This is a genomic window from Stenomitos rutilans, from assembly GCF_059505485.1.
In genome coordinates this window covers 1-6,205 of sequence record NZ_JCACKR010000034.1, presented here as the reverse complement: position 1 = coordinate 6,205, position 6,205 = coordinate 1, and the positions used below count along the sequence as shown (strand labels likewise).

Here is a 6,205-nt window from a genome sequence, read left to right as displayed (position 1 = left end):
CTGCGGTCGCTAGCTGGCACACTGTTTTGCTATTCGTGCAGGAGGTCTAGTGCATCTGGAGTAAATACTCTCCGGAGAGCCTTGATATTTCCTGCAATGAACGTCACCGCCGCAAGCGGACGGTGTATCACTTCGCTACCCCTCACACGCTTTGCGGCTCGACTCCGCTCAACAGCGCCCATTCGGACTGCTGTACTACATGCGCCCCAAGGGGCGGGGAATCTACCCGTAGCGATTGAATGCGCGTATGTACTATTTTACTGTTTCCTGGTTCGTCACATTATTGACCCTATGCAGCTTAACAAAAGGTTGCTTAAGCTGACCACGCTCACCTCATTAGTATTGAGCCGCCCCTAATAATTTGTTGTTCACCACTGCTAATATGACAGCGAAATGCTTAGCATTCATCGCAGTCAGACAACTCTTTTAATCTATGGACTCAAGAGGGAACGGCTTATTCAACACGGTCAACAAACAACGCGCAAATCATGGCATAGCCAGCGAAAAAGGCAAGTCCAACAACAAGTGGCATAGGACAATTCTCCTAATAATAGTTATGCTTTTCAAGCGTTGCTCTGACCATCATTTGAAAGGTCAAAGATTTTTTCTATTAGCGTCCTTCTTCTCAGCAGTGACCGTATCGGTAAAGCTAATGCTGGGGAACGCTGTAGCAGGCTTTAGAACAAGACTACTACCTATTACTTTAATACTACACCCCGGTTTAGCAGTCTTCCGGGCGATTGAATTGCTCTATGCCGAGATGCCGATCTGTTGCAAAATCCAGTCTGTTGCTTGAGGTAGATCGGGTGCAACAAAGTCTGGTCTGGTGTGATGTTGGTATTTGCCGCTGAGGATGCGATCGCCAAACCCGGTTTGCACCAAAATGCCGATACAACCTGCGTTGTGCGCCATGTCCACATCAGTTGCTTTATCGCCCACCATAAAGCTCTCCTTCAAATTCAAATCGTGATCCCAGCACGCGGCAACCAGCATGCCTGTATTGGGCTTCCGCCAGGTACTCCAACGGGTATAGGCTGGCTCTGTACCGCCTTCAGGTGCGCTGAGATAGGCACAGTAATAGAGCGCATCTAAATGAGCGTCCGCTTCAGCTTTTAGCAATTGGCAGAGGCGATCGTGCAGCGCCTCCACATGACTCGCGGGATAGTATCCTCTAGCAGGGCCAGATTGATTCGATACCAGGCAGCAGAACAATTCAGCCTGATTCAGTCGCTTGACCGCTTGAGCCACGCCGGGGATCAGGTGTAAATCCGTCACGTTGTGGATATAACCCACTTCCTGGTTGAGAACGCCATCACGATCGAGAAAAACGGCTCGCTTTGCCACGCCTAACTGCTCCAAACTTTCTCTAGCACCATCTGCGGTGAAATGTCACCCATCTTACCCGTCAGCGATTTGATGCCGATGAAGCGGTTGCTTTCAGGCAGTAGCTTTTGGGGATCGGTGGGGCCAAAGAGTGCCAGTGTGTAAGTTTTGACGGCAACAGCCAGGTGCATTGGAGCGCTATCGGTACACAACATCAAGCTTGCCCCAGCAATCATCGCTGCCAGTTTGCCTATATCCGCAGGTGCAGTCACTTTTAACTTGGGGCTTACTTCCTGGAGTGCGGCAACAAATTCTGCGTCTTCAGGGCCTTTGACCAGCACGATCGGTAACTCTGGCTGTCGGCGCTCAAAATCCTGAATGATGCCCTTCCAACTGGCAACGGGATAAATCTTGTCGATCCCCTTCGCCTTGGCTAGTTGACTAGACCCACCATGAATCAATACATAACCACTACTTTGAAGCCCCAGCCGCTTTCGCTCACCGTCTGCCCATTCAAGATCCTTTGCAGGCACACTCAGAGCCAGTTCAGGAGTGAGGGTATTAATCTCTAACCCTTGCAGGAGATCGTGATACATCTGAGCCGCGTACTGGTTTTGCTTTAAAGGCACTGCATTTGTCAAAAAAGACGTACCAGCACTGCCAGCATAGCCAACACGCACTGGAATACCTGTCAACCATAGCAGCAGACCAACCGTCCAACGTTGACCTAACGACAGTGCAATGTCATACTCTCGCTCTCGAATCACGCCTAGCAAATTGCCAAGATCTGCCAGACTGCTGCGGTCCTTAAAGTCAAACACAAGGGTGTTGTGAACCGACTTCGAAACCCGGTAGGCATCCTTTGCCCTGGGTTCAACCACGACATCGATTTGGGCAGTGGGATAAACCCGCTTCAGATCATCCAGGGTTGGGAAGAATAGAATTTGATCGCCAATTCCGCCAGGGACAAGGGCTACGATTCGCATAATAATTCTTTACGCTAATTCGCTCTTAATTTTAAGTGAAGATACAGGAAAGTTTTGCGTCTTGCACGTCACCATACGGCCATAATTTGAAACGCTATGTCGTGCAAGAAAGTGTCGCACTCGCTTGCGATGTGCGTTTTAGCTCCAGATTCCCCTGTAAGGGTACCATCGTTTACTCCTTTTCTAAAAACCTGAGTTCCTAAAAAGCCGTTGTTCCTGAAATGAGGTTAAAGTCACTCCTGATGAACCATAAACACTAGAGGACTGCCGTGTATCTCTTGATTCCTGCCGCTGGTTCGGGTCGTCGTATGGGTAGCAACCGCAACAAACTCTTGCTACCCCTCCTGGATAAACCACTTTTGACTTGGACGCTCGCTGCTGCCAAAGCGTCTCGATCGATTCGCTGGATCGGCATAATTGGTCAACCAGATGATTTTGCCGATTTCAAAGAGATTGTGCTGTACCTGGGCATGACGAAGTGTGTGCATTTCATTCCCGGTGGAGCAACTCGTCAAGAATCAGTTTACAAAGGCTTGCAGGCTTTGCCAGCCGTAGCCGAGCGCGTTTTAATACACGATGGTGCTCGTTGCCTGGTAACACCCGACTTAATCGATCGCTGTGCCGCTGAGATCCTCCGCTGTGCAGGGCTGATTGCGGCGATTCCAGTAAAAGACACCATCAAGGTTGTAGACCCCACCACACAACTCATCACCAGCACGCCCAATCGTTGCCAACTATGGGCGGCTCAAACCCCTCAAGGGTTCGCTGTCGAATCATTAACGCGTTGCCACAATGAAGGTCTTTCACAGGGCTGGGAAGTGACGGATGACGCGGCACTTTTTGAGCAGTGCGGCTTGCCTGTCAAAATTGTGCAGGGCGAAGAAAGCAATTTAAAGGTGACGACACCGATCGATCTGGCGATCGCAGAATTTATTCTGCGCCAGCGAGGCTTAGGGGGGTAGTTTGTGACCTTTCTACAGGCAACCAGCCGTTGCTATGGTTATTTCCCTCGCTTTAAGTTCTGCAAGAGCGTATTTAGCTCCTTATTATTTTTGCCTTGATCCTGATACAGGCGCTTCGCTTGCTCTAGCGCCGTAATGGCTTCGTCTTTACGATCGCGCGCTTGCAGTGCCTTGCCCAACTTGTAATAAGCATCAGGATTTTGCGGCGCGGCAGACGCAAACTGGCGATAAGCAATGATGGCAGACAGATAATCCTGCTTCTCCATGTAGACATCGCCAAGCGCGTTCTGCACATCAGCCGGATCAGCTTTTAAGAACTGTGCCCGCTGGTAAAACCTGAGGGCGCTGCTGTACTGGCCCTTAGCCTGCAAGATTTTGCCCATCTGAAGCTGAATAGTTGGATTGCGCGGCTCAACCTGCCCGGCTCGTTGAAATGCCGCCAACCCCCGCTCCAAATTGCCCTGATCCAGTAGAGCCGTACCGAGGCTGACCTGAATGCTTCCCTGCTTGGGGGCAAGACGAGCGGCTTGAAGCAATGGTTTGATCGCATCTTGAGGGCGCTCTTGCTGGAGAAATAAATTGCCCATGAGTTCATAGGGGCGGTAGTTACGAGGTTCTAGCGCAATCGCCCGCTGGCAAACGCGCAGGGCCTCGGCGTAGTTCTTCTCACGAGTAAGCACTACGCCTAAGGCCATTTGGGCATTCATATGGCGAGGCTCAAACAGCGTTGCCTGACGATAGGCTGCGATCGCCGCATCGTTGTTTCCCAGGCTTGCCTCACTGAAACCCAGAGCATAGTAAAAATCGGCATTTTTCGGATCGAGGGCGATCGCCTGCTCGTAGGCTGCGATCGCTTCTTGAAACTTTCCCTGGTTCGCTTGCAAAAAACCAATGCCTGAAAAGATGCGTGGGTTTTTATTATCCAGCTCTGCGGCCTGTCGATAAAGCTCGATCGCGTCTGGAAGTTTACCAGCGTCAACCAGCTTGCGGCCTTCCTGAAGCAGTTCTGTCACCTTGCTGTCATCAGCTTTATTACGAGCTGGCTGCGCCTGTACCAATTGGGGTGTAGTTAGCCCTAGCAGTAGCACAAGGCTTAAAACAAGAGAGTGTTGGGAACACGCGATCGCTTTTTCAGACATACCTTTCAACGCTACTTCAGTTGCTTAAGTGGCAGACAGATTAGATTACAGGAAAGATTTCTCCTTGGGAAGCCCTATGCGTCTGTTTGCAATTCGTCCAGTTTCGCTAGCACCTCGGTACTGTGAATCGCAGGATTCACTCCAGTGAAGGTCGCCTGTAACACCCCGTCTGGATCGACGATGTAGGTATGGCGCAACGCCACTATCCCTAGCCAGGAGCCGTAACGCTTACTCACAGAGCCATCTGTGTCTGCCAGCAACGGAAACTTTAGCCCTTCAGAATCACAAAACTTTGCGTGAGATGCCACCGAGTCAACACTGATGCCCACAATTTGGGTGTTGCGATCAAGGTATTGAGGTAGGTCTTGCTGAAAGCGCCGTGCCTCTAGCGTGCAGCCAGAGGTGAAATCTTTGGGGTAGAAGTAAACAACGACCCACTTGCCTCGATAGTCTGCCAGTGAAACCGTTCCATCGCCTGTATTCGTCGGCAGCGTAAACGCAGGAGCCACTTGATGCAGTGGTGGCTGTGCTCCGCCCATTGCAAAAGCTGCGATCGGGGCACTAAAAGCAGTGACTAATGCCAAACAGACAGTTATGACAAGCTTGAACAAAACGCGGCGGGTCATGAGCATATTGCCAGAATCATGAGGTTAGAAGAGCGGCTTAACATAAGTTAGCATTGTCGATCAACGGCACTTGTGTCAAATCTTCTGCACAATAAAGAGCCATCCAGAGACTCTCCCCAGATGGCCGAAATGTCTGTACAGGCAGAATAGAGAAACTGTCAGTGACCGAGCTACTCAATATTAATCGTATTCGGTGAACCGCTACCCGACGGAGCACCGAGTAAGGGTTTGCGGTAGTCGGCGTAGAGGCGATCGCGCCAGCTAAAGAACGGCTCAAAAATGCCGACATCAGCAATACCCGGTACTCCCTTCTCTTTGAGGGCTGCTGGAATATCGAGATAGTTGCCGCCCGGAAATTTCAAATACATGCTCAAGCCAGCCACAGCAAAGTCGGCCAAAGTGGGATGGTCGGTCACAAGATACGGTTGGTCATTGAGCAAGAAGCATAGCGAGGCAAGGTCACGCTTCACCGCATTCGTAGCCGTTTTGATCGTGTCTGCTCCAAACCCAACCCCCTGCCCTAGTACATTCAGAAACTCATTAGGAACGGCTCCAATCAGATTTCTAACTACATCAGGGACTGAACTTGGCAAGAAGGCAGTCCGAAAGCTTTGGTTCTGGTTCAAGGCCCCAATTAGCGTCTTGCGGGCATTTAAACCAATTGATTCATCCGCCCATTGCTCAATTAAGAGCGTTAAGCCACGAAGTTTAGGCTCAGTCGGAATGAGGGGACGATCGGGGTATTGGCGTTCCAGATAATCGGCGATCGCAGTGGAATCGGCAATCACTTCGCTACCGTCTTTGAGCACAGGCACCTGCCGCTGCCCCGACATACGATATAGATCAATCTGACCGACACCGGGCGTAACTTCAAACTTGCGGTATGCCAACCCCTTGTAATCGAGCATAAACCGCACCTTCTCAGAGTAATGGGACAACTCAAACTGATACAGCTCTAACATTGCGGATCTCCTGTGAGCGTTTGAGAAGCAGCACCGAACGGTTTCAGGTGTGACACAACTTCGTAGGACTAGCCTAATCCTCCCTTAAACGCAAAGACTATGCAATCTGCTCAAAGGAGCATCTAATCAGGCTATAAGCGCATCAATTCGCCACTAAGGATCGTGAACTTAATAAGACCGGAGAAAGGAGGGAAAGAAGTTAGACTG

6 protein-coding genes are annotated in these 6,205 nt (G+C 50.6%); 1 reads left to right on the top strand and 5 read right to left on the bottom strand.

Annotated features, from left to right (window positions below; genetic code table 11):
* Window positions 1-750 precede the first annotated feature (750 nt).
* Both AC5JLP_RS05600 and AC5JLP_RS05595 read right to left on the bottom strand, forming a co-directional pair.
* Complete coding sequence (locus tag AC5JLP_RS05600) at window positions 751-1,344, bottom strand: D-glycero-alpha-D-manno-heptose-1,7-bisphosphate 7-phosphatase (protein WP_496066930.1); 594 nt, start codon at window positions 1,342-1,344, stop codon at window positions 751-753.
* A 2-nt stretch (window positions 1,345-1,346) separates the two neighbouring features.
* On the bottom strand, window positions 1,347-2,309 hold the full coding sequence (locus AC5JLP_RS05595; protein WP_496066929.1) for a glycosyltransferase family 9 protein: 963 nt from the start codon (window positions 2,307-2,309) through the stop codon (window positions 1,347-1,349).
* A 269-nt stretch (window positions 2,310-2,578) separates the two neighbouring features.
* Here AC5JLP_RS05595 and ispD point away from each other — a divergent pair, with 269 nt between their 5' ends.
* Window positions 2,579-3,271, top strand: coding sequence for a 2-C-methyl-D-erythritol 4-phosphate cytidylyltransferase (gene ispD / locus AC5JLP_RS05590; RefSeq protein WP_496066928.1), 693 nt, complete (start codon window positions 2,579-2,581; stop codon window positions 3,269-3,271).
* A 38-nt stretch (window positions 3,272-3,309) separates the two neighbouring features.
* Here the strand turns inward: ispD and AC5JLP_RS05585 are convergent, their stop codons facing one another.
* The 3 genes from AC5JLP_RS05585 to AC5JLP_RS05575 all read right to left on the bottom strand — a co-directional run bounded on the left by AC5JLP_RS05585 (window position 3,310) and on the right by AC5JLP_RS05575 (window position 5,998).
* Window positions 3,310-4,410, bottom strand: a complete 1,101-nt coding sequence (locus AC5JLP_RS05585) for a tetratricopeptide repeat protein (protein ID WP_496066927.1) — start codon at window positions 4,408-4,410, stop codon at window positions 3,310-3,312.
* Window positions 4,411-4,484: 74 nt separating this feature from the next.
* Entirely contained in the window at window positions 4,485-5,036 is a 552-nt protein-coding gene (locus tag AC5JLP_RS05580) for a peroxiredoxin (RefSeq protein WP_496066926.1), read from the bottom strand.
* A gap of 170 nt (window positions 5,037-5,206) precedes the next feature.
* Window positions 5,207-5,998 (bottom strand): glutathione S-transferase family protein, encoded by a 792-nt coding sequence (locus AC5JLP_RS05575; protein WP_496066925.1) that lies wholly within the window; start codon window positions 5,996-5,998, stop codon window positions 5,207-5,209.
* Window positions 5,999-6,205 lie beyond the last annotated feature (207 nt).

What these genes read in the sequence shown, in the direction of transcription:
- AC5JLP_RS05585 (WP_496066927.1), bottom strand. Translation starts at nt 4,410, where the DNA reads ATGTCTGAAAAAGCGATCGCGTGTTCCCAACACTCTCTTGTTTTAAGC.
- AC5JLP_RS05580 (WP_496066926.1), bottom strand. Translation starts at nt 5,036, where the DNA reads ATGACCCGCCGCGTTTTGTTCAAGCTTGTCATAACTGTCTGTTTGGCA.
- AC5JLP_RS05575 (WP_496066925.1), bottom strand. Translation starts at nt 5,998, where the DNA reads ATGTTAGAGCTGTATCAGTTTGAGTTGTCCCATTACTCTGAGAAGGTG.
- AC5JLP_RS05595 (WP_496066929.1), bottom strand. Translation starts at nt 2,309, where the DNA reads ATGCGAATCGTAGCCCTTGTCCCTGGCGGAATTGGCGATCAAATTCTA.